At 47.8% G+C, this 26493-nt stretch carries 25 protein-coding genes; 6 read left to right on the top strand and 19 right to left on the bottom strand.

The genetic code is table 11. The annotated features are described in order from the left end of the window. Nucleotides 1-7 precede the first annotated feature (7 nt). Complete coding sequence (locus KNQ11_RS12315; RefSeq protein WP_149426698.1) at nucleotides 8-1375, bottom strand: copper amine oxidase; 1368 nt, start codon at nucleotides 1373-1375, stop codon at nucleotides 8-10. 245 nt (nucleotides 1376-1620) lie between these two features. Here KNQ11_RS12315 and KNQ11_RS12310 point away from each other — a divergent pair, with 245 nt between their 5' ends. Further along, nucleotides 1621-2640, top strand: coding sequence for a hypothetical protein (locus tag KNQ11_RS12310; protein WP_149426697.1), 1020 nt, complete (start codon nucleotides 1621-1623; stop codon nucleotides 2638-2640). 66 nt (nucleotides 2641-2706) lie between these two features. On the opposite strand, the gene KNQ11_RS12305 is transcribed toward KNQ11_RS12310, so the two are convergent. From KNQ11_RS12305 to KNQ11_RS12295, 3 genes are all read right to left on the bottom strand, one after another. After that, the gene (locus tag KNQ11_RS12305) at nucleotides 2707-3192 is read right to left on the bottom strand and encodes a FixH family protein (RefSeq protein WP_149426696.1); all 486 of its coding nucleotides are present in this window, start codon (nucleotides 3190-3192) and stop codon (nucleotides 2707-2709) included. Beyond that, nucleotides 3185-4552, bottom strand: a complete 1368-nt coding sequence (locus KNQ11_RS12300) for a PepSY-associated TM helix domain-containing protein (protein WP_149426695.1) — start codon at nucleotides 4550-4552, stop codon at nucleotides 3185-3187. The genes KNQ11_RS12305 and KNQ11_RS12300 overlap by 8 nt, the downstream gene beginning before the upstream one ends. A 276-nt stretch (nucleotides 4553-4828) precedes the next feature. Continuing rightward, nucleotides 4829-5410, bottom strand: coding sequence for a DedA family protein (locus KNQ11_RS12295; RefSeq protein WP_058704651.1), 582 nt, complete (start codon nucleotides 5408-5410; stop codon nucleotides 4829-4831). Nucleotides 5411-5682: 272 nt separating this feature from the next. On the opposite strand from KNQ11_RS12295, the gene KNQ11_RS12290 reads away from it, so the two are divergent. Continuing rightward, nucleotides 5683-6468 (top strand): NUDIX domain-containing protein, encoded by a 786-nt coding sequence (locus tag KNQ11_RS12290; RefSeq protein ID WP_149426694.1) that lies wholly within the window; start codon nucleotides 5683-5685, stop codon nucleotides 6466-6468. 48 nt (nucleotides 6469-6516) lie between these two features. On the opposite strand, the gene KNQ11_RS12285 is transcribed toward KNQ11_RS12290, so the two are convergent. Beyond that, on the bottom strand, nucleotides 6517-7365 hold the full coding sequence (locus tag KNQ11_RS12285) for a VOC family protein (protein ID WP_149426693.1): 849 nt from the start codon (nucleotides 7363-7365) through the stop codon (nucleotides 6517-6519). A 121-nt stretch (nucleotides 7366-7486) separates the two neighbouring features. Here KNQ11_RS12285 and KNQ11_RS12280 point away from each other — a divergent pair, with 121 nt between their 5' ends. Beyond that, nucleotides 7487-7837, top strand: coding sequence for a winged helix-turn-helix transcriptional regulator (locus KNQ11_RS12280; protein WP_058265500.1), 351 nt, complete (start codon nucleotides 7487-7489; stop codon nucleotides 7835-7837). A gap of 103 nt (nucleotides 7838-7940) precedes the next feature. Next, entirely contained in the window at nucleotides 7941-8723 is a 783-nt protein-coding gene (locus tag KNQ11_RS12275; RefSeq protein WP_149426692.1) for a nucleotidyltransferase domain-containing protein, read from the top strand. 259 nt (nucleotides 8724-8982) lie between these two features. Here the strand turns inward: KNQ11_RS12275 and KNQ11_RS12270 are convergent, their stop codons facing one another. The 3 genes from KNQ11_RS12270 to KNQ11_RS12260 all read right to left on the bottom strand — a co-directional run bounded on the left by KNQ11_RS12270 (nucleotide 8983) and on the right by KNQ11_RS12260 (nucleotide 12254). Then, nucleotides 8983-9567, bottom strand: a complete 585-nt coding sequence (locus KNQ11_RS12270; RefSeq protein WP_149426691.1) for a DUF4352 domain-containing protein — start codon at nucleotides 9565-9567, stop codon at nucleotides 8983-8985. 169 nt (nucleotides 9568-9736) lie between these two features. Next, nucleotides 9737-10672 carry an NADP-dependent oxidoreductase gene (locus tag KNQ11_RS12265; RefSeq protein ID WP_214772036.1) on the bottom strand — a complete coding sequence of 312 codons (936 nt, stop codon included), beginning with the start codon at nucleotides 10670-10672 and terminating at the stop codon, nucleotides 9737-9739. Between the two features lie 112 nt (nucleotides 10673-10784). After that, a complete protein-coding gene (locus tag KNQ11_RS12260) occupies nucleotides 10785-12254 on the bottom strand; it encodes a methyl-accepting chemotaxis protein (RefSeq protein WP_149426689.1) in 1470 nt (489 codons plus the stop codon). Nucleotides 12255-12408: 154 nt separating this feature from the next. Here KNQ11_RS12260 and crcB (KNQ11_RS12255) point away from each other — a divergent pair, with 154 nt between their 5' ends. After that, complete coding sequence (crcB, locus tag KNQ11_RS12255) at nucleotides 12409-12807, top strand: fluoride efflux transporter CrcB (protein ID WP_214772034.1); 399 nt, start codon at nucleotides 12409-12411, stop codon at nucleotides 12805-12807. Continuing rightward, complete coding sequence (gene crcB, locus KNQ11_RS12250; RefSeq protein WP_149426687.1) at nucleotides 12808-13158, top strand: fluoride efflux transporter CrcB; 351 nt, start codon at nucleotides 12808-12810, stop codon at nucleotides 13156-13158. It abuts the gene before it with no gap. 53 nt (nucleotides 13159-13211) lie between these two features. Here the strand turns inward: crcB (KNQ11_RS12250) and KNQ11_RS12245 are convergent, their stop codons facing one another. The 11 genes from KNQ11_RS12245 to KNQ11_RS12195 all read right to left on the bottom strand — a co-directional run bounded on the left by KNQ11_RS12245 (nucleotide 13212) and on the right by KNQ11_RS12195 (nucleotide 26231). Then, nucleotides 13212-14066, bottom strand: coding sequence for a DegV family protein (locus KNQ11_RS12245; protein ID WP_058265493.1), 855 nt, complete (start codon nucleotides 14064-14066; stop codon nucleotides 13212-13214). A 70-nt stretch (nucleotides 14067-14136) separates the two neighbouring features. Beyond that, the gene (locus KNQ11_RS12240) at nucleotides 14137-15168 is read right to left on the bottom strand and encodes an aldose epimerase family protein (protein ID WP_244290085.1); all 1032 of its coding nucleotides are present in this window, start codon (nucleotides 15166-15168) and stop codon (nucleotides 14137-14139) included. Nucleotides 15169-15257: 89 nt separating this feature from the next. Then, complete coding sequence (locus KNQ11_RS12235) at nucleotides 15258-16934, bottom strand: LytS/YhcK type 5TM receptor domain-containing protein (RefSeq protein WP_149426686.1); 1677 nt, start codon at nucleotides 16932-16934, stop codon at nucleotides 15258-15260. A 179-nt stretch (nucleotides 16935-17113) separates the two neighbouring features. Beyond that, nucleotides 17114-18430 carry a hemolysin family protein gene (locus KNQ11_RS12230; RefSeq protein ID WP_047391857.1) on the bottom strand — a complete coding sequence of 439 codons (1317 nt, stop codon included), beginning with the start codon at nucleotides 18428-18430 and terminating at the stop codon, nucleotides 17114-17116. Nucleotides 18431-18466: 36 nt separating this feature from the next. After that, nucleotides 18467-18835, bottom strand: a complete 369-nt coding sequence (locus tag KNQ11_RS16930) for a MerR family transcriptional regulator (protein WP_149426685.1) — start codon at nucleotides 18833-18835, stop codon at nucleotides 18467-18469. A 155-nt stretch (nucleotides 18836-18990) separates the two neighbouring features. Further along, the gene (locus tag KNQ11_RS12220; RefSeq protein WP_149426684.1) at nucleotides 18991-21126 is read right to left on the bottom strand and encodes a (Fe-S)-binding protein; all 2136 of its coding nucleotides are present in this window, start codon (nucleotides 21124-21126) and stop codon (nucleotides 18991-18993) included. A gap of 178 nt (nucleotides 21127-21304) precedes the next feature. Continuing rightward, the gene (locus KNQ11_RS12215; protein WP_050677287.1) at nucleotides 21305-22639 is read right to left on the bottom strand and encodes an alkaline phosphatase; all 1335 of its coding nucleotides are present in this window, start codon (nucleotides 22637-22639) and stop codon (nucleotides 21305-21307) included. Nucleotides 22640-22743: 104 nt separating this feature from the next. Further along, nucleotides 22744-23181, bottom strand: coding sequence for an NUDIX domain-containing protein (locus KNQ11_RS12210; RefSeq protein WP_214772032.1), 438 nt, complete (start codon nucleotides 23179-23181; stop codon nucleotides 22744-22746). 55 nt (nucleotides 23182-23236) lie between these two features. Further along, entirely contained in the window at nucleotides 23237-23656 is a 420-nt protein-coding gene (locus tag KNQ11_RS12205) for a hypothetical protein (protein WP_050677289.1), read from the bottom strand. Then, nucleotides 23646-24068 carry a YwiB family protein gene (locus KNQ11_RS12200; protein ID WP_244290083.1) on the bottom strand — a complete coding sequence of 141 codons (423 nt, stop codon included), beginning with the start codon at nucleotides 24066-24068 and terminating at the stop codon, nucleotides 23646-23648. Before KNQ11_RS12200 ends, KNQ11_RS12205 begins: the two co-directional genes overlap by 11 nt. A gap of 504 nt (nucleotides 24069-24572) precedes the next feature. Continuing rightward, a complete protein-coding gene (locus tag KNQ11_RS12195; protein ID WP_167507599.1) occupies nucleotides 24573-26231 on the bottom strand; it encodes a glycoside hydrolase family 13 protein in 1659 nt (552 codons plus the stop codon). Nucleotides 26232-26493 lie beyond the last annotated feature (262 nt).

Here is a 26493-nt window from a genome sequence, read left to right as displayed (position 1 = left end):
TCGTCCTTTATTGTTGCGGGCGACGACGGAGTGCGAAGAATCCAAGGATCGATGCTGCTGTGATACCAAGCAATGACCAAACGATACCTGTCGTCGATGCTTTTTCTTGCATACCACCGAGACCTGTGTTCGGCATTCCAGGCGCACCTTTGAATTTATCTGGGAACTGATCGACGATTGCTGTCGCAGTCCCTTCCCCTACACCGTACATATGCGCGTACGCTTCGCGAATCGCTGGGTACGCTTTGTCGTAATCTTTTTCATTGTAGCTATTGAAGGCAAGCAAGAGTTGGTCAATATGAACCTTCAATCCTTCTTCCAAATCTTTCGCTTTTAAGCGTCCTTCCGTTGCTGCATCGAGGAATGCTGCCTGTTCGACACGGTACTCATCAAGTTCCTTCACGGCCATGTCGCGTGCTTGATCATCTTTCGCACCTGTTGCTTTGACATAGTCGACGAAGTAGCCGATGTGGCTCGACCAGATTTTCTTGAATTGTTGCGCTGCTTCGCTACCATACACAGAACCAATCGAAGCAGTCAGGTCATCCGTATTTTGATTCAAGGCACCGGCTGCAGCATCAAAGTCTTTTGCTCCGTCAATCCCTTTTTGCATTGCGAGCACTGCAAGCGCCGCGTGTTCCGAGAAGTTTCGGTTCAGTCCGGCACGAAGATCAGCTGCTGGTGTATCCACTTTCGTATTTTTGAATTTATCTGGGTACTGATCGACGATCGCACCAGATAACCCTTCTCCTACCATATACATATGCTCGATAGCTTTGCGTAGATTACTGTAGGCAGCATCATAATCACCCGCTACATAGCTATCAAACGACGTTAACAGTTGTGTGATATGGACTTTAAGTCCAGCTTCGAGATCCGCTGCCTTTAGACGTCCTTCCGTTGCTTTATCGAGGAACGCAGCCTGTTCGACGCGGTACTCATCAAGCTCTTTTAATGCTTTTTGTTTCGCATCTTCGTCCTTAGCACCCGTTGCTTTGACGTAATCGACGAAGTAACCGATATGGCTCGCCCAGATTTCTTTGAAGGCAGCGCCTGCTTCTTCCCCGTAGACGGAACCAACAGCTGCCGCTAAATCATCCGTGTTTTGATTCAAGGCACCAGCTGCTTGCTCAAAATCTTCTTTACCATCGATCCCTTTTTGCATTGCAACGACTGCGAGATATGCATGTTCAGATAGAATTTGATCGAGTGTCGCTCGTAAATCCGATGCTGGAGATGAGACATCCAGTGAGACTTTTCCTGAACTGTGGGACATCTTACTATGGTCCTCATGACCATGGGCACTGACACCTGCTGCTGGAATCAACAATGCGGCACTAAGCGGAACAGCGAGATACGACTTTTTCATCTTCATCTTATGAACACCCCTTTGATTTTTTGGACTTCACATAGATAACGTAAGGAGTTCACGAATGGTTTTATCTTTTTACATTTTTTATTTAAAATATTTTTTGTGATGAAATAAACCTATGCAGCACTTTCATTATTTTTTAGTTTTTATTTACTCATTTCGCGAAACAGCCAACTTATTTTCTAATCAATTCATTAGAATCTTCTTATAACCCCATCTTTTATCTTTTATAGAACAGGAGTGAACTCATGAAACGGATTATCATTGGCGCAGTACTTGCTTTGCTCGTCGTCTCGCAAACAGTTGGACCTGTCGAAGCAAAAAGTAAATCGAAAAAGAAACCTGTCGTGCAAGTCGATCGAGACAATAACGGGATTCCGGATGCTTGGCAAAAACAATATCATTTGGGATATGGAAAACAAGTCGCAACAAAAGATCACGATCGCGACGGTTTGATGAATGTACAAGAGTATCAGCTTCGTCTCAACCCCACTAAATCGGATTCGGATCGTGACGGGATCAAGGATGGGAAAGAGGATTCGGACCGCGATTCACTAACAAACACGCAAGAATACAGTATACGTCTCAATCCATTGAAGAAGGATTCTGATCAAGATGGTATTTCTGATGATAAAGAAGACCAAGATCAGGATCGATTGACGACACGCGAAGAGTTCATCGTCGGTACGCAACCACTGAAAAAGGATTCAGACCGTGATGGCATCAAAGACAATGAAGAAGACCGGGATCGGGATACGCTTATCAACGAAGATGAATTTGAACTCGGTTCTAATCCAACAAAAGCCGACAGTGATCAGGACGGAACACGAGATGATCAGGAAGATACGGATCAAGATGGCGTTCAAAATAACCAAGAACTCAAACGGATCATGATCAAAGTGACGGATACGAATAAGAAAAAATTCGAGTGGCGTTACAGCAATGAACATCAACGGAAAGAACTGCGCTTTAAAGACGAAATCGGTATTACTGATGTCGCGACGTTAAAAGACCGCCTTCTCGTCACGCCATCGATGACGGAAGAAGAAGTATTAACGTTAGTCGCACAGGCACTTCGATTGCCAAACATTAAAACACTACACGTCCAAGTCAAGTTCTACAATGGACAGGAACTCGAATCGGAAGATGAACACTCGGATGACGATGATTCTTCGGATGACTCAGAAGATGATGATCAAGATGATGATTCAGACGATCATGGAGACGATGACGGGGATGATCACGGAGATCATGGTGATGACGATTAATCGTCTATACGAAAAATGAGAGGATGGAATAGTATTCCGTCCTCTCATTTTTTATTTCCTATTTCTTCAATGATGGTGACCGCTACTCCCACCAGCTGGTTTGGCTCCACCTTGTAAAATCTTTAAATCTTCTTTCGATAACTCACCGACGATGAACTGCCGCGTTGGCATGATCATCGCGCCTTCACTGCTTGCATGTGCTTTAACATAATACAAGCCGGATTTCGGTAGCGCCTTCGCAATCGTATAGACACCTGGCTTCGTCTCCTCTGCCGGTTCCATACTATAGCGCACTGTTCCATCCGCTTTCCAGATTTCGAAGTGGACATAATCGACTTTTTGAACCGGTTTGGCTTCACGCCAGACCGTTGCTTCAAACGTCTGCTTTTTCTTGGCGTCCGGTTGTAAGTCCTTTGGGATATTCATTTTGATCGATAACGGCTTAGCTACGGCATACTGTTCTGCTGCATCGGAATCGACCGCACACCCGGCAAGGCCCGTCGTCGTGACGAGCAGTCCGCCGAGCACGAGTGCTTGCATCGATTTACGCATTGAAGAACCTCCTTACACTCGGAATACGACGGATGATAATAAAATCGAGTAGCCAGACGATGAGTAATGAGAGTCCAACAAGCGGGAACAAAATACCGAGCACGACGAGTACCACAAGGAATCCTTTTAACATGAATGCTTTCGGACCTTTTGGCGCCCCCATCCCTTTATTTGGTTTCCGCTTCAGCCAAAGATAGAAACCACTGACTGCCACGAGAATGATCCCAAGACAAATCAAGAGACTGATCAATTGGTTGAACCAGCCGAATTCCGTTCCTTTGTGGAGCGTGATTCCGGTCGCAACAATTTTCCCGACGACACCATAGTTGTCATAACGGTAGTCGGCGAGCACGGCACCAGAATATTGATCGAGATGAATCGTTGCTTCATCCTGTGCTTTCGCTGGATACGCAGACAGCGTATAGACTCCACTCGGATCACTCGGGATGCTGATCTTAAAGCTTGGGTCCATCCCTTGTTGTTTACCGATCGCAACGATATCATCGATCGAAGCCGGAACAGCACCTTCGACTTTTGACTGCGGGACATCAAGTGTTTCAGCAGCCCACGGAACCTCCGCGATATCCTTCGTCTGAAGCGTCGACGTCGGTGCCTCCCCACCCCAGATGGACGGTGGATAACCCAGCCCTTGGTTGGTGACGAGTGACTGGAAGTTCGTTCCCCAGAAACCGGACCACGGTAAGCCAGTCAAGATCAGGAACAGCATCCCTGCTGTGATCCAGAATGCTGGAACAGCGTGGAGGTCACGACGGAATAACTTCTTGCCTTGACGAAGACGTGGGAACAAGACACCTGACAGTCCCTTTTGTTTACGTGGGAACCACAGGAACAGTCCCGTCACGATCAAGACGATTGCCCAACAGGCGACGAGTTCAACGATCCGGTCGCCAGTCGTTCCCGCCATCAGTTCCCCGTGGATCTCTTCGATTTTATTCATGATCCGGTCATCGTCTGATAATGTTCCGATGATCTTACCAGAATACGGATTGACGAAGACCGTCGCCGACATGTCTGGTGACGAGACCTTCACTTCACTTGATCGATCGTCAGATTCACCCGGTCGGTACGACGTGACAAGTGCATCGGGATACTTCGCTTTAACGCGATCAATCTGTTCCGTCGCAGTGATGCGATCTGCTTGTGGTGTAACTTCATAATACGATTGATACAGGACGTTTTCGATTTGTGGCTTAAAAAGATAAATGGATCCTGTCACAGCAAGCATGACGAGGAACGGTGCAAAAATGATACCAGCATAAAAGTGCCACCGCCAAATCGTCCGGTAAGCAGAAGAAGTTGGTGCTTTTTTGACCGTCTCTTCCGTCTGCATGAGATTCATATGTATCCTCCTCTAGCAATAAATATGTCCACTCTGTGAACACCTCCTAGTATAAGCGTTTACAATCCAATTTCAGCCACTTGCTTGTGACGATAAATTGCCAATACAGTGTGTAAATCAGGTAGCTTTTAAGAAGTGAAAAACGTCTTTTTTTGACAATGATTTCACTTTTCTTGTAGATTACTTCTTATTTCAAAAAACTATCCTTATTCATAAAACCAAACTTCATCTAAAAAAGCGAATCCTGATCTGGATTCGCTTGCTCGTGTGATGTTTTTATATTGAAGAACTTTCCTCGACGGAATCCTTTTGACGGCGATGATGCACGATACCGATGACGGCAATCCCGATCACAATGATCACGACAGAGCCGACGATCCCTGGATTCACCTGGAGCCAGTTCCATAGCTCCGACCACGTCACGGCTTCTCCGATTCGGACGATCAAAAAAGTCCAGAGTCCTGTATACACGCCTGCTGCTAAGAATGTCATTACTAAATAGCGCGGTAACGGATAACCGAGGAGTCCGGCGACATAATGAATCGGGTGTCTGACGCCGGGTAAGAAGAACGATAGTCCGATTGCCCATAATCCCCGTCGTTCAATGATCGTTTCTGCTCGTTCTAAGAAACGTGATTTCATCCAGCGTTTGACGAGCGGAATCTCACGGAAGAACCGAGCAAGTAGATAAAACCACGTAAAGGCGATGAAGAAGACCGGCCAAGCGGTCAGCCAGATGACGACCGGGTACATCCCCTCTCGTAATCGAAGTGCTGCAAAACTCATCATCAAGACATCGTCCGACAATGGGGTGAACATGATTCCGCCAGCCAGGCGGACGAGTGCCATGATATCCATCACGTATCCCTACTTTCTGTTTCTCTCTATATTCAGTATCCCCGATTTTTCTGAAGTTGAGCCCTATCCATTTCTTAAGTTCTTCTTTAGTTATACTTTTCTGATCAAAAGAGATCATCATCGATGATTTAAAGTCACTTAGACCGGATGACATGTATACGCAATCGTTTAATAAAACATCCTTTTCCCACATCGAGAAAAAGGGTTTCCTCCATCCGTTCGAGAAGGGGTACAACGTACATCTGAACGCTCATCTGATAGGAGGAATTTCCATGCTACATCGCCGGAAGACCTATACGATTCGTCCCGAACGCCTAGAAGAATTCACTGAGTTTTTCCATACCTATTTGTACCCGCTTCAAGTCAGTCATGGGGCCCGTCTTGTTGGGCGCTGGGTGACGGAGGCAGAAGATGAAGTCATCGCTATCTGGGAATACCGCGACCGTGAACATTACGAACAAGTCGATCGTGATGTCCGCAACAGTGCCTTACGTCGCGAAGCGATGAAGAAGCGCGCCCGACTCGGCAAAAACCTCTATATCAAATCCTATGAAGATTTCATGACGTCGACTGGTACGTATGCTCCCCCTCGCGCGATCGTCAGCGTGACCGCGTATATCACGAACGATGCCGGTGAAGTCCTCCTCGTCCGCAACCTACACCGGGGTGATACGTATGAGATGCCGGGTGGACAAGTCGAAAATCATGAGTCAATTCTTGACGCCATCAAACGGGAAGTCAAAGAAGAAACCGGTGTTGATGTCACGATCGATGGCATCACCGGTATCTATCAAAATGTCTCAAGTCATGTCCTGTGCGTCTGCTTCCGTGGGAAAGCGGTCGGTGGTGAACTCGCAACACAAGAAGGCGAGACGACGGACGTCGGCTTCTTCCCGCTGACACGTGACTCGCTGAGTGAGTATATCAAACGGGAACACTTCCAGTTGCGGACGCTTGATGCGATGGATCCCCATTACTTCCCGCATGCCTTATATAAAGTCAGACCGTATGAACTGATCAGCCGGTACGACGGTAACGCGACGTCGTCTTCACGGTAAACCAAAAATCCCCTTACCGTGTTTTCACGGTAAGGGGATTTTTTTCGGTTACGTTGTCAATCGAGCGGTAATTCCGGCATCATCGGTGACATAGACATCGCCTGCTTGATCCGTAACGGTATAAGCGGAAGACTTCAACGCCTCGATCGCTGCTTGGAGCGTCGCTTGATCCGGATAACGTAGTGTCCAGTAGACGAGTCCGACCGCATCTTCCGGATTCGTCGGTGCGTTGACACCAGACCAGACGTTCAGACCGATGTGATGGTGATAGCCACCGGCAGCAACGAACAACGCACGCATTCGCGAAGCGTCAGCGGCAACGTCAAAGCCGAGCGTCTCGACATAAAATGACCGCGCTGCTTCGAGTGTCTTGACGTGGAAATGGACATGTCCCATGACCGTCTCGCTCGGCATTCCATACCAATCTTCTTCTCCCGCTTCGACGAGCATGCTTTGCCAATCGACGGGATCCGTCGTCATCTTAACGTCGCCATTCGCTTCATACGTCCATGTCTCACGTGGACGATCGGCATAAATCTCGATCCCGTTCCCGTCTGGATCCGACAGATAAAAGGCTTCACTGACGAGATGGTCACCTTGACCAATCTCGATTCCTTGTTCGATCAAATTCCGGATGACGAAACCAAGTTCTTTTCGGCTCGGTAGCAAAATCGCAAAATGGTATAACCCGGCGACCGAGTTCGGTGGAAAACGGCGGGCATTCGGATGGACTTCAAGTTCAACGAGTGGTGTATCTTGTGCACCAAGTACCGTTAGCTGATCCGTTTGCGTCAGCACGCGTAATCCAAGTGACGTTGTATAAAATGAAATCGAACGATCGAGGTCCGTGATTCGCAAGCGAACAGGACCGAGTGTGATTTGTGGATGAATCGACATGGTGTTTCCTCCTTCAATGAAATAGCTCGTATCCCTATTATTACGCGGAAGCGATCGAAGCGGAAGTAGGCACGAATAAGTGGTATAGTATCCTAAACGATACCATGAAGGAGGAAGACCGATGGAAGAGACACCAAGCTGTCGGGTCGAGACAGCGCTCGAAATCTTGACCGGAAAATGGAAGCCGTCGATTTTACTCGTCTTGATCACACACGGAACGCTCCGCTTCAGTGAATTGAAACGACAATTGCCGAACATTACGCAAAAGATGCTGACGGCTCAACTACGCGAACTCGAACTGAACGATATCGTTCATCGCGAGATTTATCAGGAAGTTCCACCCCGCGTCGAGTACTCGCTGACGGATTATGGTCGGACGCTTATCCCGGTTCTTGACGCCATCAATGCATGGGGGGAACAGCATGTCCTCCATCTTGAACAGAAAGAAAAACTTGCTTCCGCTTCCCAATGAGGAATCCATTTCGATGTGATTTCTCATTTTTTATGGAAAAACCTGTCTATTATCACGTATACTGACGTAATAGACTTCTGTTTTCGGAAAGGAATGAGTCCTCATGCATCAACTTCATGCGATCGAGCAACTGGTTGCTCGACTCAAACAAGATCCTGCAGTCGAAGCTATCTTCTTGAAAGGATCTTTTGGACGGGGAGAAGAAGATGTCCATTCAGACATCGATCTGTACTGCCTCGTCTCGGAAGAACGTCAAACAAAATTCTTATCGCGTCGTTTGTCCCACCTTTCTGCTTATCGTTCAATCATCTGGAAAGATGAGATCGATATCATCGCCCCTCAAATGATCGTCGTCTATGATGATCTGCTACATATTGATTTATTCACGGTGACGCTTGATTCGCTGAACCATAAGGATCAATTGCGTGTCTTATATGATCCACAAGAACAGTTGACGGACTTTACCGATACATGTGACTTAACGCTTTCTGCTCAAGAAGCGACCGATGAAGCAATCGATGCTGTCTGGTTCTTGTTCCAATATAAAAAAGCAGCAGCACGGGGAAATGACTTATGGGCAGTCGAGATGCTCCGTAGTGCCTTCATCAAGTTCGCAAAAGTCTTACTCCATCATCATACTCCTGAACGAGCGCAACTCGGATTAAAGACGATTCCGACGACATTGCCAGACCATCCACGCCTTGCTCTTGAAGCAATCTACGACGTCCTGACACCTGCAACGCACGCTGAAGCGGCTCAACGTTATCTAGCATGTCTAGAGACTGAACGGAACGCGCTCGACCAGACGCTCGCCACTCATCCAGAGACGCTCGCTTTACTCGATCGATTAACGCCTGAACTCTCGATCCAACAATCAGGACGGTAACAAGAAGGGGCTGACTCAAAAGTCAGTTTCCACAAAGATAAGGGTGGTAGAATGATGATCTGCCACCCTTATCTCGTAACAAAAAGAATGATGCGTTTCACGCCACTCCTACAGGAAAAGCGCATTTATGCGCTGTCAGAGACAAACAAGATCCGCTTTCCTGCTTAAATGAAGCAGGAAAACTGGCTTGTGTCTCGCCTGAGGAAAGGGCGTGAAAAGACGCGTCATTCTTTTATTGAGTCTCTTCTATGGTCACTCATTACTGTGTCAATTGAATCTCTTTTGATTGTCCACCTGCCCAGCCAAAGCCAGACGAGACTTCAAGCATCGGATTTTTCACCTGTTTCGGTAATTCAAAGACGATGTTGCCGGTTTTCTCGATATTCGGGTTGATCGTCTCCAAGAAGAAGCCCATCCCGTCTTCATTCGCATAGAGATCGAGCTCCGTATCGGCTGAGTATTCCGTATCGCCGACATTGACTTTAAACATGTTGCTGTCGACGAATCGCTCTTCCTTATCTCCGTTTAGAATCGTCAGACCGATGACTAAGAATTGTCCTGATGTTTTCTTTTCGCCGAGAACGTTCGACAACGTATCGACCATCTTGACGTCGTTGACGACGTACGTCAGTTTCCCGACCTTTACCTGATCATTCACCCCGTACGTTTTCTTGACCGGTTTTGCAGCTGCTTTTGCCTTCACTGGTTTTGCTTCTGATTTGACTGTTTCTTGTTCGACTGCTACTTTTTTCTCCGGTGCTGCCTGTTCTTCGTCATCTCCTAGGTTTCCTAAAATGACTGCTCCGATCACGATGATTCCTGCCCACTTCAATCCTTTTTTCATGATACTTCCTCCTTTTGATATGGCTGACTCACGTCTGATAGCCCTAGTATAGGAAGAAGCAACCCCTTATCCTTTACACTTTTTTAACCTGGTTATTTTTTGTTTATGGTTCAAGAAAAAGAGTGACAAAAAAATAAAGGAGAACGCTGATTTCAGCGCCCTCCTCTTCTTATTCTCCTTTGACTCGGATGACGATTTTGCCTTTTGCGTGCCCTTCTTCGCCATAATCATGTGCTTCCTTGATTTGATCCAGATCAAAAATCCGATCAACGACAGGTTGTAGCTCGCCACGTTCGACGGCTTTAGCGATATTCTGTAAACGCTCACCCGTCGGTTGCATGAAGACATATGCAGATCGCGCATTATGCTCTTTCGCTTGCTCTTCATCCGGTGGCGTAGAAATCGAGACGAGCATGCCATTTGGTTTCAGCATCTGATACAGTTCTCCTTGCTTGTCGCCACCCATCGTATCAAATACAAAATCGACGTCGCGAACACGATCGGCCGGATTTTCCTGTTTGTAGTCAATGACTTCGTCGGCTCCAAGTGCTTTTACCCAGTCGACGTTTTTCGTACTTGTTGACGTGATGACGTACAAACCGTTCGCTTTCGCAAGTTGAATCGCAACCGTTCCGACGCCTCCTGATCCGGCACCAATAAAGATCCGGTCACCCGGCTTCGCATCCATCACTTCGAACATGACTTGCCATGCTGTATGTGAGACGAGTGGCAGAGACGCTGCTTCAGCAAAACTGAGTGATTCTGGTTTTTTGACGACGAGATGCGCATCGACTGCGACATACTCTGCATACGTTCCTTGACGAGCGATTTCCGGACGGCTGAAGACGGCGTCTCCGACTTGAAGATCCGAGACATTCGCTCCGACTTCCTGAATCACACCAGCAACGTCCCAACCGATGACGAGCGGCATTTCGTAGCTCAACATCTGACGCAAGTAGCCTTCGCGTAGTTTCCAATCGACCGGATTCACACTCGCGGCATAGACTTCGATTAAGACATCATCTGGTCCGATGACCGGCTTTTCCAGTTCTCCGACCTTGAATTGTTCCGATCCACCATACTGTTCAATGTAAGCTGCCTTCATCCGTTGACTCCTCCTTCAATATTCGTTCCCTATCTTCTTCCCCGTCCGTTCCACCGACAAACAGTCTGAAGATACACAACAGCTCCCCATCGATCGATGAGGAGCTGTTTCGTTAAGCATTCGTTTGTTGAAGGGTTGATGCCGTCTCGTTCAAGCCATGAATCGCCTGCTGCAGTTCCATGACCTGACCGACTTGATGACGTGTCAGACCAGATAACGACTCACTTTGTGCGAGCAAGGCATTCATGAACGTGTCGAGTTGACCGGTTGCTGTCGTGATAGCAGTAAGACTGCTCGTCATCGTCGCGAACTGAGTCTGCGCCGACTGGATCGAACCGACGACTTCCGTCGCATCCATCTCGATCGTCTGTAGTGCTAACTGACTCTCTGCCATCCGCTCTTCCTGCTCACGTAGCAATGTCGTACTGGCATGAATCGAGTTGCCGGTTTGCGTGACGTCCTGATCAACACGTTCGATGATCGCATTGATTTCTTTCGACGCTTCTGCCGTCTGTGCTGATAGATTACGAATTTCTTGCGCAACGACCGTAAAACCTTTTCCGAACTCACCCGCACGAGCTGCTTCGATCGATGCGTTAAGACTGAGCAAGTTCGTTTGCGCCGCAATCGCATTGATGCTCGACGTGATGGCGACGATTTCCTGGAACCGTCCGGCGAGTTGTCCGAACGACGTGACCGACTCATCCATGCTCGTCGTCAATTGTTGCAGGGATTGTCCGGCAAGACCAATCGTCTGTCTGCTCTTTTCGGCTGTCGTTCGCGAGGATGAACTGCGCTCGAGTGCGTGGTCGACTGAAACGGTCACTTCCTCCATCCGGTTAACTTGCTGTTCATTCAATTGACGGATTTCACGAATCGCTTGGACGCTACCTGCTGCATCATCTGCCAGCTGTTGCATCGCCAGATCAACCTGACTAAAGGAATCCTTCGCTGCGTCGACCGTTTCACTCATCTCTTCCGTGAATGTCGTTACTTCCGTTGCGGTTGCTGCCGTTTGCTCGAGGGCAATTTGCGACGTTGCCGCGTAGGCTTCCGACCGTTCTTGTTCTTGGCGGACGGCTAGCATGACGTTTCGTCCAAAGACAGCGACGAAAACCGCCGCTGAGAAAATCATCAAATAGATGACATAGGCGACGATCAAATCGAATGCATTCGTAAAGACAATCGTTCCAAGCATTGTGAATACAGCCATTTCAACGAGTCCAAGGATTCCGGCGAGAATGACCAAACGCGGAATCAAATAGACGATTGAAATCGTCAAGTAGAGATAGGCGATCGTCCAAATGCTCGGCGACGGCAAGGTCATCAAAACGAGAGCGAGGACGAAATACGTTAACGTCACTTGGACGTACTTCCCGCTCGGACGATGTCCAAGTAGGCGGTTGCCCACAAGCAACGCGACCGTCAAGATCAAACCACCGACTAAAAACTGATAAAACACACTGATTGGGACGTAATTCATTTGCGCAAATAAGAAAATCAATGGATGCGCGATCGTAATTAACGTTGCAATCAGGCGGGACAAAATCTTTGTACTTTGTTGCTCGAGGGCAGATACCATCTTGTTCAAACTCCTTCACCTTATTAAAGTCATACAGTTGTTCATCGGCAGAAAGAATTCATTCGTTAAGTCTCTCCAGTGACTTTTTTTTCTTGACGCTTTCTTGAAAGCGGGAGTACGGTTAACGTAGACTTTTTCAGAAAAGAGGATTTCTATGCTGTATGTACTCGTAGGTCTCGCAGGTGTTCTCGGTGCCTCGGCACGGTATGGACTCGGACTGCTGATTGGCGACTTGACGACTGGTCCGTTCCCGTGGCCGACGCTTGTCATCAACTTGATCGGGAGCTTTCTCCTTGGCTATGCGACACATTTTTTATTTCGAACGAAACTCTTACATCAATATGCGATCACAGCCATCGGCACGGGTTTCATCGGCTCATTTACGACGTTTTCGACATTTAGCGTCGAGACCGTGACCTTACTCAACGAACATCATTTAGCGGACGCGTTCCTCTACGTACTCGTCAGTCTATTCGGCGGTTTGTTCCTATCTTATCTTGGTTACGCGCTCGGAACACGACGACTTCGTCACGTGACGAAAGGACGTGAGTGAATGACGCTACTTGCTCTTGCCATCGGTGCTTTTTGCGGCGCCATCAGTCGGTTTGCCGTCAGTCAATGGATGAAGACGGTTTGGAAACGTGAATTTCCACTGGCGACGTTCCTGATTAACGTACTCGGTTCATTTTTACTTGGACTCGTCATCGGGGCGCATCTCGATACGACATGGACGTTACTGTTAGGTACCGGCTTCCTCGGATCATTTACAACGTTCTCGACGTTCAAAATCGAGACGTTGCAGTTATTTCAGGACGGAAATCGTAAAGTACTTACCCTCTATCTCATCTCAAGCTACGGTTTCGGAATTCTTGCAGCTTTCCTTGGAATCACACTTACAGCTTGAACGAAACAAGAGGCGACGGAAAATCCGTCGCCTCTTGTCGTATCCGTTTCAGTTTAATCATTCATCCAGAATAGACCAACCGTCTCTGCTCCGGCATGCGTCCCGATTGCTGGTCCGAACGTGCCCTCGAGAATCGTCAAATCCGGGAACTTCGCTGCGACTTGCTGCCGCAGTTCCGCTGCCATTTCCGGTGCCATCGTCGTCGCGACATAAATCCGGTTCTTATAGAACGTGTGCTGACGCATCGATTCATCGATTTGTTTAACCATTTCGATGTAAGCTTTCTTTAAAGAACGTGCTTTTTTGAATGGTACGATTTTTCCTGCTTCATCCGTCGTGATGATTGGTTTGATGCTGAGTAGGTTCGCAAGGAACAAGTCACCGGATGAGACACGTCCACCCCGGCGCATCGTTTCCATATTACCGACGATCATATAGAAATGGGTCTTTTTCGTCAACGCTTGTAAGGCTGCGACGATTTCCTCGACGGATTTCCCCTGTGCCGCGAGCTCCATCCCGTAACGAATGAACTCTTGTTGGTTCTCAAACGCTGTATGCGAGTCGATGATATGAACCGGGAAACTGGCTGCTTCCGCTGCTGATGCTGAACTTTGGACGGTACTTGAGAGCCCATTCGTACAGTGCACTGCAATGGCACAGTCATAACCTTCTTCTTTCAGACGTTCATATGTTCCAACGAACTCCCCAAAGATTGGTTGTGATGTTTTGGCAATCAGTTTCTTATCCGCATCAAGCGCACGGAATAGTCGCTCGACCGTGATCGCATTCTCTTGATACGCCGTATCACCGAGTAAGATTTGAATCGGTACGACATTGACGCCGATCGCTTCTGCCTCTTCCTTCGTGAAATAGGCCATACTATCGGTCACCCATGCTATTTTAGTCATTTTCCTTAGCCTCCGTTAGATTCTTCTCGCTTTATCCTACCATATACAGAAGTGGAAATCGCAAGAAACGTCATGACATCATCTGAAAATGAAACGATGTACGCTTATGATAGTGCTCGTCGGCATGCAAGACGACGGAAGGAAAATTCGGTTGGTTGATCGCATCTGGTAATCCCTGTGTCTCAAAACAGATTCCGAGGTATGGGGTTGCTCGTCTTCCACAAATCGTAAACTCGCCTGACAAGTGATTGGCGGTATAGACGACGACTCCCGGTTGATCGGTCACGACCCGTAATCGTCGACCACTGATTGGTTCGTCGAGAACGATTTCCCCACCATCTCTGAGCAGGAAGGGATGATCAACCCCACTACCTGCTTGCCGGAGTTGTTCGTCTGGTGCGTGTGTCACTTCGTGTAGCGAACGCGCTTCCGAAAAATCAAAGACAGTTCCTGCCACAGGGAGAATATCACCGGTCGGTACCGCATCTTTTGTCAACGGAACATAAAAAGGTGCATCCATTCGTAACAGATGCTGTTCGATCGTCGTTTTTGCCTCACCCGTCAAATTAAAGTACGTATGATTCGTCGGACTGAATGGTGTCGAAGCTGTCGTCTCCGCTTCATAATGGATATGCAGGACGTTCTCGTCAGTCCATTCGAAGGTCAGTGTGAACGACAAGTGACCGGGATACCCGTTCTCACCGCTTGGACTATCTAAGCGCAGGACGAGTCTGTCATCGTTGATTTCGTGCGTGAACATCCGGTTCGCCCAGTTTTCGCTTCCTCCATGGAGGTGATGCTCGCCCTCATTTTGTTCGAGTACATACGTCATTCCTTCTAGCGCAAACGCGCCGTTTGCGATTCGCCCTCCGACCCGCCCGATCGTTGCGCCTAAGTGATGCGGATCATCTTGGTATTCTGATAGATCGTCAAACGCGAGTACGACATTTTCGATCATTCCATATTGATCCGGAACTCGGATGGCAAGAATTTTTGCGCCTCGGTTCAAGATATCGATACTATGTCCATGCATATTCTCTAACGTGAATCGTAACAAGGACTGATCACCTAGTTGCCCTACTTCTGTTGTCGTAATCATCATCTGTTTCCTCCTGTACGATACATTTTCCTGTTTTCGTATTTACCCTCGGAACGAGACAAAAAAACAACAATGGCAAAAGACCATTGTTGTTACAGAGACGGAAGTGGTAATCGCACTTCGATCCGAGCCCCTTGATGGATGATCGAGTGGACGTGTAATGTTGCAGTCGGACCGTATGTCACGTCTAATGCGCGTCGAATCAGGAACAGATTCGAATCCCCCGTTTCCTGTTGATTCAGTTGTTGCATCACGGCAAGCGGCATCCCCTGTCCATTATCCGTGACTTCGATGACCCAGTCTGTCGTCGTCTTGAAGGCACGGACATCAATCCGATGATGTCGTCCTGCCTTTACGAATGCATGACGTAGTGCATTATCGACGAGCTGTGTCACAAGGAATGGAAACACGAAGTATTCTTCAACAGCGGTCTCGATATCAAGATCAACCGTGATATCAGCGGAGGTCAGTTGATTCGGGCGACGTCGTGTTCCTTCTAGTGATAAATAGGCCTTCAAGGTCGCCAGTTCCTCGCGTAGTGGATGTTCATCATGCCGCGTCGCTGTCGTCAACAGTTGAAGCAGCGCATTCAGTTGATGTTTCACAGGAGTTCCCGGATCAGCTGTCCGCTGGATTTCTTCGATGATCCCTTTCAGATAGCTGACGTGTAACATCGGTTTCATCTTTCTTCCGTTTAACCGGAGCAACTGATCTTCTCGATGCATATGCAGCTCTCGTGCTAATAAACGGACGAGTTGTTCCGTCATTCGCTCGACGGTGTCGTCAAATAGGTCTTTCGAAAAGTAACAGATGACACCTGCTTTTTGACCGTTAATGCGCATCGGATGAAAACTTAGAATTTGTCCCGTCTGCTCGTCTTCCTGTCGGACGGGTTCTTCTGCTTCGATCCATCGTTGTTCCTCACGTCTCGGTTGCTCGCCACAGACTGCTGGTTGCTGGTCCGTCATATCGATGACGACCTCTGTCGCACCGAGCACGACGATCCGTTGCATCTTCGTCTCCTTCAATAACGTCGCTCCGATTTGCCGCGCGACTTCCGAAGTCAATCCTTGCTTTCGTAAGGGTTGTAATGCTTGCAGTAGACGATCGGAACGCTCGGTTTGGCGGACGAAGAGTGCTCCTTCGAGTCGAAGTTGTGTCCGTAAGATCATGATGAATAGTACGACCCCACATATATTTGCGAACAGTAACGGAAAAGCGGCACGACTCATCAAATCCAGTGCCTCCGCTGTATCAGGGGCAAGTAATAATGTAATCCCACTTTCGAACAATAATGCCGTCAATACGATACCGATTGGTGGAACGAGCGCATAACCATCATGCAAGCGCCAGCGTTTTCGATACCAGCCGCTCGCAAGTCCAGCGAGCATGGCGATGATCCAACCGGCTTCTGCCCCTAACGAACCGAGTACGTAGCGGTGTAAACCAACCAAACATCCCGTAATGCCGCCGATCACTGGTCCACCAATCAATCCGCTCGTCACGATGACAGCGAGTCGGGTATCGAGCAACAAGGCATCCTTTTCGACAGCTAATCCGAGTAACGGATCAATCGTCGTATCTTGCGAAAGTTCAATTCCTGCGTAGTTCATCAAAATACCGGATGATACGAATGCAAAGAGCAGTGGAAGATTCATTCCGCGGTCCATCTTGAATATGTATCGGGAAATGCGCCACTGGGACAATAAAAAGGCTAACAGTGCTAACATACCTAAACGACTCAGTAAGAATGGGATCTGCTCGAGCACGGAATACCTCCTCGTTTCATAGGACGCGAATCAACAATAAAGTCGTATTAGATTACATTCCCGCTCCTCTCTGCATTTTCCTATCACGACTACCGAAAGTTCGCACAATCCGTCCATTCTTGATTTTTTGACTGATGCGATGAAAAAAAAGCCGGTTCCTCCATGAGGAACCGACCATCTTATGCTTCTGCTTGTTCAGCTGGATGCAACCAAATCTTGACGCGGTTGATTTGATAGTTTTCCATCTCCATCACTTCGACGGAGAAGTCTGGTGTGTCGATATGCTCACCTGGCTGAAGATCAATGTTATGCATCTGAATCCAGCCACCGATCGTATCAACATCTTCGACATTCGTAAAACGAATATTGAATCGTTCTTCCAAGTCAGCGAGCAAGACTGTACCGTCGAGTAGGAACTCGTCCGATTTGACCTGTTCGATTTCTTCGACTTCATCTGCGTCGAATTCATCACGGATTTCACCGACGATTTCTTCGAGTAAGTCTTCCATCGAGACGAGACCTGCCGTTCCACCGTATTCGTCGACGACGAGAACGAGATGGGTCCGGGTCCGTTTCATCTTGCGAAGTGTCTCTTGAAGCGACGTTACTTCCGAAACAACCGGTAAATCCTTCAGATAATGTGTCACCGGATGCTCATTTCCGTTCGCATAATCCGTCAAGACTTCCTTGACGTTGACGTATCCGAGAATCCGGTCTTTATCATTTTCTTCTGTAACCGGATAACGCGTGTACGGATTATCCATGAAGATTTCCATCAGTTCATCCTTCGTCAAACGTTCCGAGATCGTCTCCATCCGCATTCGCGGTACCATCAAGTCTTTGACGATGTGTTCATCAAACGCAAAAACATTTTGCATGAGGGCAAGTTCCGTTTGGTTGATCTCACCACTTTGGAAACTTTGCGCCATGATGATTTTCAATTCATCTTCCGAGTGGGCTTGTTCGTGCCCTGCTGGTTTGACACCGAACAGACCGAGGAATAAGCGCGCTGAACCGTTGAGTAACCAAATGAATGGGTACATGATTTTACCGAACACATAAAGTGGACGGGCGAACAACAATGTCATGCGTTCTGCATACTGAATCGCAAGCGTCTTCGGAGCGAGTTCACCGATGACGACGTGTAAGAACGTTACGGATACGAATGCGATACCAAACGACAAGAGTGTCGAAACAGCAGCAGAGATCCCGAAGTCGTCGAAGACAGGGTGCAAGATCTTTTCGACGGTTGGTTCACCAAGTGCCCCAAGACCAAGTGCCGTGACCGTGATACCAAGCTGACAGGCAGACAAGTAGTAATCGAGATCGCCCGCGATTTTTTTCGCAAGGACGGCACTTTTGTTCCCTTCTTGAATCATTTGATCCAAACGCGACATGCGAACCTTAACGACAGCAAATTCCGATCCGACGAAAAACGCCGTCAACGCAATCAACAAGACCACTAAAAATAAATTGATGAATAATATAGTATCCAAAATCCCCTAAACAGGGGTCACCTCCATTGTTTTGTATTAAAGCTGTGCAATCAAGGAAGCAATCAATGTTAGACGCCGGGACAGTTCTAAGCGGATCGCTTGTTTTTCGACGTCCGTCGAATACAACAAACGCTGCTCGAGTCCTTCAACCGTCGCCTGAAGTTGTTTCACTTCCTGATAAATCGTCTCCCCTGTTTTTTGTTCCCGTTCCGTAAAAGAAGCAAGAATCTCTTGCAGGGAAAGCCGTTGAGACTTCAAATATTCAATCTTTTCGATTTGATGAATGACCGATTCGTCATACAGACGGTAGCCAGACGCGGTGCGCTCTGGTGTTAATAGACCGAGTGATGTGTAGTAATCGATCGTTCGTTTTGATAAGCCGGTGGTCTCCGCGACCTGACCGATTCGAAGTAACGCCTTCCCAAAAGATTCTCACCTCCTTTCCATAGCTAGTTCTTTTATCTTATCACGTCAAAACCATACAGTAAAACGTCGCGCTTTTTCAGAGAAAAAAACGACTACTCTCGTTCGCACGAGAATAATCGTTTCATCCCACTTTTTCATACGGTTACGACAGGTTCTTCGACTGGTACACCGACAATCGAGCGTTCCAGTAATTCGACGACATCGTACGTAGCAACCGCCTCGTCGACTTCCTTCGCCTTTGTGCCGTCACTGAGCATCGTCAGACAGTACGGACATGCTGACCCAATGACAGACGGTTGGACCGTCAACAATTGTTCCGTCCGTGCGACGTTGACGCGTGCGCCGACTTTTTCTTCTTGCCACATCATCCCGCCACCAGCACCGCAACACATCCCTTTTTCCCGGTTGCGTTCCGTCTCGACGAGCGTGATTCCTGGAATCTTCTCAAGAATATAGCGTGGTGCGTCGTAAATATCATTGTAGCGACCAAGATAACATGAATCGTGATAGACGACACGCTCCTTGACTTCATGGAGCGGTATGATCCGTTTTTCGTCAATCAGTCGTGCGAGCAATTCGGTATGGTGATAGACTTCAACGTCCGGACTCAGTCCGAAGTCAGGATACTCGTTTTTAAATGTATTGTAGGCGTGCGGATCAATCGTGACGATCTTTTTAACGCCGTATTTCTCAAATGATTTGATGTTGGCTTCCGCGAGTTCCTGGAACAAGACTTCGTTCCCGATCCGGCGCGGTGTATCCCCTGAGTTTTTCTCATCGTTTCCGAGAATCGCAAACGAGATGTCTGCCTCATTTAGAATACGTGCAAACGCCATCGCGATTTTTTGACTTCGGTTATCGTACGATCCCATCGCACCAACCCAGAACAGATACTCGAAGTCTTCGCCCGCTTTTTTCTTCTCCTTTGCTGTCGGAACGACGAGTTCATCACGGTTTTTCCGCCAGTTTTCGCGTTCTTTCCGGTTCATCCCCCATGGATTACCTTGACGTTCGATGTTTGCCATCGTCCGTTGCATCTCCGGATCCATCTTGCCTTCCATCATGACGAGATGACGACGGAGGTCGATGATCTTATCGACATGTTCGTTCATGACCGGACACTGATCTTCACAGTTCCGACACGTCGTACACGCCCAGATCTCTTCTTCTGTAATGACGTTCCCAATCAATGAATCTGGAACGATATCCATCTGTCCGGCTGCTGCCAGTGAAGCGATTTGGTTGCCTTGCGATCCTTCGAACGCAAAGGCAGGTGCCCATGGCGAGCGCTGTGTGATGGCTGCCGTTTTCATGTTGAGATGGTCCCGTAATTTAACGATCAAATCCATCGGCGACAACATCTTTCCCGTTCCACTCGCTGGGCACATGTTCGTACAGCGTCCACACTCGACGCAGGCATATAGATCAACGAGCTGTTTCTGATTGAAATCTTCGATTCGGTTGACCCCGAAGCTAAATTCCGCTTCGTCGTCTTCTGCCTCTTCCATGACCGATAGATCGATCGGTGCCAAACGCCCGACTTTCGATGTTCGACCGAGCCAGACGTTTGCTGTGCCGGCAATCAAGTGCGCATGTTTACCTTGCGGGATATAGACCATGAAGCTAAGTAAGAACAGTAAATGCGCCCACCAGAAGAAAACGAATAGTCCGAACGCAATTGACTCCGGCACCCAACTGAATAAGAACGCGATGCTTGAAGCAACCGGTTCACCGAGCGTCGAATGATTCTCATAGACAAGGAAGAATCCATTTCCGAACAGGACGGCGACCATCAAACCACCGATGAAGATCAACGCAAGACCTGCCATGAAGTTTCGTTTCAAACGAACGAGTTTCTCGACGTACCGGCGATAAAATCCCCAAACGACGGCAATCAAGATGACGAGCATGACGATTTCTTGGAAGAATGTAAAAATCGGATAGAGCGGACCGAGTGGGACGTGCGGGAAACGCTGACCGACGGCGAGTCCTTTCCAGATAAAATCGATCGCTCCGAATTGAACGAGTAAGAAGCCATAGAACATCATGACGTGGATGGCGCCACTTTTCTTGTCCTTTAATAATTTCTTTTGACCGAAGACATTGACTAAGACTGCGTCTAGTCGTTCTTTGTTCGTCAGTGTCCATTCCGCCTTTTTCCCCCGTTTAATAGCGGCATAACGACTTTTGACGAGTGACGTGAACAGATAGCCTGCATAGCCGATGACGAGTAGGAAGGCAATCCAGTTAATGAGTAAAAACGTATTCATGTTCGAACAAACCCCTTTCCCCCTAAAGCAGTTGTGTTGAAATGAGTATAGCATATAATGAATGGCTATTCATTCATTTTTTTCATTTAGTTTTTACTGCGTCACACAAGCAGATACGTACTCAAAAAAAAATCAAGCGGTGGATGATCCACCGCTTGATTTAATCACGTCCAATACGTCATTTTTTTAATTTCATTGCATTGGCCATCAGACCAGGGATGTCCGTATTTTCATGCAACCCACTGAACTGTTCGCTTTGTGGACCGTACGCGTAGAGCGGAACGTCAACACCTGTATGCACGGCAGTCGTCCAGCCGACATACGCTCGTTTACTGATCATCTCATTCAATGTCATGACGCGTTTCTTCGCATCTACTTTTTGCAACGTCTGAATTTCTTCAGCCGTCAAATCAAACGTCGTTTCTCGTTTGACGACAGTTGCGATGTTCGATAAGTCGTCGTTGAACTGACGAACCATCTCATCCCCCGTCGCCTTGACGTTTTTCAAGACTTCTGGTTTCGCTACGTACTCATCGTATCCACCGACGGACATACCACCTGTATCATGGTCACCGGCGACGACGACCAATGTGTGTTTATCTTTTGCTGCAAAACGAAGCACTTTTTCGACTGCCTGGTGGAACGCTTCTGCATCCTTCATCGCCCAAGCAGCATCATGCGCATGACCCGCCCAGTCGATCTGACTTCCTTCTACCATCAAGAAGAAGCCATCGCGATCTTTCTTCAATGTTTGCAAGGCTTTCGACGTCATCGTCGCAAGACTCGGTTGATTCGTGTTTTCCCGGTCCAGTTCTGGTGCCATTCCTTCTTCTGCAAACAATCCAAGAACTTTACGACCATCCGTCTCATTCAGACTTTCGAGTGAATCCGCATACTGGTATCCTGCTCGTTCTGCTTTCTTCACTAGATTACCAGCCTCTTGAACGCCACCATTCTTTTGATCAAAAAAGAACTTCTGACCGCCACCCAGTAAGACGTCGACTTTCATTTCATCCATGTATTGTTTCGCGATGTCCGCTTCATTCGCACGCGTTGCGACGTGCGATGCAAAAACAGCTGGTGTCGCATGGGTGATGGCTGATGTCGAGACAAGTCCTGTTGCTTTGCCGGCCTGATCCGCTCGATCAAGAATAGACGCTACTTCTTTTCCACTTGGATCCATACCGATTGTTCCGTTGTTTGTTTTTGTTCCTGTTGCCATCGCCGTTCCGGCAGCTGCTGAATCGGTCACTTTCGTGTTTGCCGAATACGTCCGCATCATTCCTTTTAAGTGACCGTCGAGTTCCGTCTCCTCGCCTCCTTGATACCAGCGATAATTCGTTGCATAGGCAGCCGAATAACCGTCCGGAATCATGAAGATGACATTTTTAACCTTCGCTTGTTTCGTGTTTTGTTTGGCCTCGACCGGTTGAGCCGATTCATATGTATAGCCCGCAACTCCTGTCATAAGCACTGTACCGAGAATACCTGTCGCCATCCATTTCTTGTTCATTTGTGTTTCCTCCCTGTTCACGATGATGGTTTCATCATACCGAGCGAATGTAAATGAACGATGGAGACGGCTTTAAAGAATGTAAAGAAACGATGACAGCCGAGTTACCACTTCATCTCTTCAAACATGTAATAGCCTTTATGCTGTTCTTCTAAATATGCCGATAACGGAAGACGGACGTCTTCACTCGTGATGTACTCCGCTAACTCCGTTTGATCGATCCACTTCGTCTCAATGATTTCTTCATCGGGATCATTTGGATCAAGTACACCACTCACTTCGCAATCAAAATACGTCACGAAGCTGTGCGCTTGATAGGTCGGCATGAAGTTCTCCGTTAAGAAAGCAAACGATGACGATGTGATCGTCAAACCGGTTTCTTCTTCCACCTCGCGACGAAGTGCTTGCTCGAGTGTCTCTCCAGATTCAATCTGTCCACCGGGTAAGCTCCAGCGTTTCTCCTGACCCGATTGATTATTGACGATGAGCAGTTGATCGCCCTTGCGGATGATCGCGACGATGATTCGATAGAGTGGATACATGACGTTTCCTCCTAAAAAGACCACCTTGCCTAGAACAAGATGGTCCCCTGATTGTTTATTCTAAACCGAGCGATTGTGGCAGACGAACTGCACGTGCGAAGGCATTTTTATAGTCCTTTTTCGCGACTAATTTTTCGACTTCACGGATTGCTGGGTGCTGTTCGTCCGCGAACGCACCAAGGATCGTCAAGTAACGCTCGTATACTTGATCGTCTTCCTGACGTGCTTTCAAGAGCGCTGTATACAGCATGACGGTATCTTCGCCGTATAAGACCGGTAATTCTTCATTGATTAAAAGTAACGTATCGATGGACTCTGGATCGACCTTCGGATTGTATTCCGTGATGACCTGTTCTGCGAGTCCTTCGAGTTGATCGCGCCATTCGTTGTAGCGCGGCTCATCATTCTCGAGCCACTCAAACCATTCCTCTTCCAACATCTGCTCCATTTGACGTACTGTTTGTTCAAATGCCATTCGTCTCACTCCGTTCCCAAGTTAAATCAATCGTATACGTACCGACTGCTTGTCCATTCATCTTTAATGTATAGCGAAACTGCATCTGCTGCCGTTTCATATCAATCGTCTCCGTGTCCGTTTCCATCAACATCTGACCGAATTGACTACCATACTGGCTTTTGGTCGTCTCTCCTAAAATGAAGACGTGATGCATCGCAACAGGACCTTTGCGATTCAAAGCGATCTGGTCTTTTGACCATTTGATCGTCGTATCGATCGGTTGTTCATCCGGCTGAACGAACTTCACGGCAAAACCGTCTTTTGTTTCGAACAACGTGCCGTCTGCCTCAAGTTCGACCGATTCATGCATCGGACCATCTTCGATCGTCGTCACCTGTCGTAATGACACCGGGTACTTTACTGGTTTCACTTCTATCACCTCATCGTTTAGCGTACACGATTTTTTCGTCTGATGCACCTTCTGCTTACATGCAGGAAAAAAACGGATCCGATGTACGTCGAATCCGTTCCAGATTGTAGACAAATGGACTGACTCAAAAAATGACGCACCTTTTCACGCCCTTTCCTCAGGCGAGACACAAGCCCGTTTTCCCGCTCCATTCGAGCAGGAAAACGGGTCTTGTTTGTCTCTGACAGCGCAAAATTGCGCTTTTTCCTGTAGGAGTGGCGTGTAACGTGTCATTTTCTTTATACCCGGAAGGAGAATCAGAAAAGCGTTTTGTTCACTCGACATCGCTTCCTAGGGAAAAACAAGCAAGAGCGACCCTGCAGCGAATCGAAGCGGCGCGATGCTTGTCCCAGGAAAACGATGCGAGACGAACAAAAAAAAGCGCAATCCTTCTCGTTAGAGAACAATTGCACTTATCTTCAGTCTCAAACGGATTCGATGTACTTCGAATCCGTTCAAAACATATTAGCGCACACGGTACAGACGAGCTTCGAATGGACGAAGGACGAGTTCTGTTCCTTCGTGGTGCATCGTCGGATAGTTGCCAAGCAACATATTGTCCGAGTGCAAGATGATGTCCGTATCGATTTCTGCTGTTTCGCCTTTTAAGTTCGTAACGATCAAGAATTGTTCGTCACCAAGCGTCCGTGTATACGCGTAGACTTTCGTGTCTTCCGGTAAGATGAGATCGTACGCGCCGTAAATCAACGTCTCTTCCATCTTGCGGATTTGGATCATTCGTTTGTAGAAGTTCAAGATCGAATCTTCATCTTGTTCTTGCGACGCGACGTTGATATCCGCGTAGTTCGGGTTGACACCAAACCATGGAGATTGATTCGAGAAGCCACCGTTTTGCTCATTTGTCCACTGCATTGGTGTGCGTGAGTTATCACGGGACGAGTTCCAGATGACTTCCATGATTTCCTCATGTGTTTTCCCAGAAGCAAGTTGCATGTCGTACATGTTTTTCGTCGCGACATCATCATAATCCGAGATGTCCGGGAATTGAACGTTCGTCATCCCGATCTCTTGTCCTTGATAGATGAACGGTGTGCCTTGCATGAAGAAATACATCATCGCAAGCGACTTCGCGCTCTCTTTCCAGTACTGTTCCTCGTCACCCCAAAGAGAGACCGAACGAACCTTATCATGGTTTTCGAGGTACAAGGCATTCCAACCTGTTGCTTCAAGTCCTTTTTGCCATTTCGTCAGCACTTGTTTCAGTTTGACGACGTCGACGCCTTTTTCCGCATCGGCACGCCAGAGATCCATGTGCTCGAACTGGAAGACCATGTTCATCTTACCGTTCTCTTCCCCGACCCAGAGATCCGCTTCTTCCGGTGTGACGCCGTTTGCTTCTCCGACTGTCATGATATCGTATTTCGAGAACGTCTCATCCTTCAACTCTTCGAGATACGCATGGATGCCTTCGACGTTCATATGCATATCGAATGAAGGGACATACGGCATACCGAGCGGATTCGGGAGATCAGCGAATGATTGATCCTTGTTGATGTGACTGATCGCATCGATTCGGAAACCGTCGATACCTTTATCGAGCCACCAGTTGATCATCGTATAGACCGCTTGACGCATGTCGCGGTTTTGCCAGTTCAAGTCTGGTTGACGACGAGAGAAGACGTGCAGGAAGTACTGCTCTGTCTTTTCATCATATTCCCATGCTGATCCACCGAAAATACTTTCCCAGTTGTTCGGTTCTCCACCATTGACCGCATCTTTCCAGATGTACCAATCGCGTTTCTCATTGTCTTTCGACGAACGTGATTCAAGGAACCACGGGTGTTCATCCGATGTGTGGTTAACGACGAGATCAAGCAAGACCTTGATGTCGCGCTTATGCGCTTCTTCCATCAAGAGATCGAAGTCCGTCATCGTACCGAACTCATCCATGATGTCTTCATAATCACTAATGTCATATCCGTTATCGTCGTTCGGTGACTTGAACATCGGGCAAATCCAAAGAACGTCGACGCCAAGATCCTTCAAATAATCCAATTTTGCGATGATACCCGGAATATCGCCGATTCCATCGTTGTTTGCATCGTAAAAGCTGCGTGGATAGATTTGGTAAGCAACTGCTTCTTTCCACCAAGCTCGTGTAATTGTTTGTTGGGCCGTTTCAGGGCGCGGTATCATTTGTGTCATGTGTCGTGAATCCTCTCGTAGGTCAGTCTTTGGGGTGTTGTTTTCATCAGTTATTGAACTTCTATACACATAGCGCAACCGATTGCGCAATTCCTCTACCTTCATCTTATCAAATCCACTTTTAAAGTCAATGTTTCGGGGGTGATTCCACCATTTCACATCAACGGTTGTCACTCTTCGTTCACACTGAATATTTCAGGTTGTTTTACATTACATTTAC

This window comes from Exiguobacterium sp. s39, assembly GCF_018618925.1.
In the GTDB taxonomy this organism is placed as follows: Bacteria; Bacillota; Bacilli; order Exiguobacteriales; family Exiguobacteriaceae; genus Exiguobacterium_A; species Exiguobacterium_A abrahamii.
Note: the sequence above shows the minus strand (reverse complement) of the source record. Positions and strands in the feature narration are given on the sequence as shown.